Here is a 1526-nt window from a genome sequence, read left to right as displayed (position 1 = left end):
CTTGCAGTTACCCACAAATCTGCTGTTCTTGAATTTTGTGCTTGATGCAGATGAATCTGTTGTGATTCCTTTTCTGTCACCTTTATGCAGGCGGGGTGTGAGAATGGTACAGGATTGGGTCATACAGGAAATATCCGGATCTGACCTTGGCGACGAGCGCCTGAACAGGCGTCTGGGCACGATGCTCGCGGCACTTGCTGAACGACCGGGCAAGTCTCTCCCGACGGCATTTCAGGATTGGTCTGCGACCAAGGCAGCATATAGATTTTTTGCAAATGCAAATGTAAGCGAAGACAAAATCCTTGAAGGGCATTTTTCTGCTACCGCCCAGCGTTTCGATGCGACTGCAGGGCCAGTCCTGATCCTGCAGGATACAACGGAGTTTTCCTTCACCCGAGCATCTCCCGAAAAGATCGGGTTTACCAAGGTCTCTACGGGAGGCAGGGAAAAAACAGGGCGTTTCCGATTGCACACGCTTTGTGGTCTGTTGATGCACGCCAGTCTGGCCGTCACTCCGGAAGGGCTTCCGCTTGGTCTGACTGCCGCCAAATTCTGGTCGCGGAGCAAGTTCAAAGGAACCGCAGCCCTGAAACGCAGGATTAACCCGACCCGCATGCCCATAGAGCAGAAAGAAAGCATGCGCTGGCTCGACAACCTGCGCCGCTCCTGCGATCTGACTGGGGCCCCGGAACGATGCGTCCATGTTGGCGATCGGGAAAGTGACATTTACGAACTCTATTGCCTGGCTAACGAACTTGGAACAAACTTTCTGGTCAGAAGCTGCGTAGATCGTCTGGCAGAAGACGGGAATACCACGATCGCTCAGGTGATGGCTACAACTGAACCCTGCGGGATACATACAATCCGGTTTCGGGATGGAAAGGGTAAATTACAGGAAGCCAGATTATCCATCCGCTATGCCACAATGACCGTCTGTCCTCCCATCGGGAAACAGAAAAAATATAAACATCAGCATCTTCAGGTCATTCATGCCCAGGAAGTCGACCCACCGGGAGATCGGGCTGCCATCATGTGGAAACTGCTGACAAACCTGCCTGTCTCTTCTTATGAGGACGCCGTAGGCAAACTGGAATGGTATGCCCTACGCTGGAAAATAGAGACATTTTTCAGAACGTTGAAAACAGGATGCAAGCTTGAAGAGCTCCGCCTAACGACCGCAGGCCGGCTCGCAAACTGTATCGCCTTATGCTGCGTGGTGGCCTGGCGTATCTCATGGATAACAATGCTCAGGCGTGAATTACCAGGGACGTCGCCTTCTACCGTTTTTACAGATGTGGAACGCCAAATACTCGAACAGTTCACACCCATACGCAAACTCAGCACTTCACCAGACCTGGATTTTTACATCCGGGCAGTCGCCAGACTGGGTGGTTACCTTGATCGCGCTTCCGATGCTCCGCCCGGAACAACTGTTATCTGGAGAGGAATGTCTCGCCTGGCAGATATCGTTACAGGTGCTCTCTCCTATCAAATTACAGAAGAAAAAATTTATGGGTAACTGCAAG

General features: G+C 51.8%; 1 protein-coding gene. It reads left to right on the top strand.

All coding sequences use genetic code 11. The features are described 5' to 3' along the window. Positions 1-1519 (top strand): IS4 family transposase (locus CFR76_RS17350; protein WP_207781410.1); only part of this gene is annotated, 1519 nt, incomplete at its 5' end. Positions 1520-1526 lie beyond the last annotated feature (7 nt).

Source organism: Komagataeibacter swingsii (assembly GCF_003207895.1).
In the GTDB taxonomy this organism is placed as follows: Bacteria; Pseudomonadota; Alphaproteobacteria; order Acetobacterales; family Acetobacteraceae; genus Komagataeibacter; species Komagataeibacter swingsii.
Note: the sequence above shows the minus strand (reverse complement) of the source record. Positions and strands in the feature narration are given on the sequence as shown.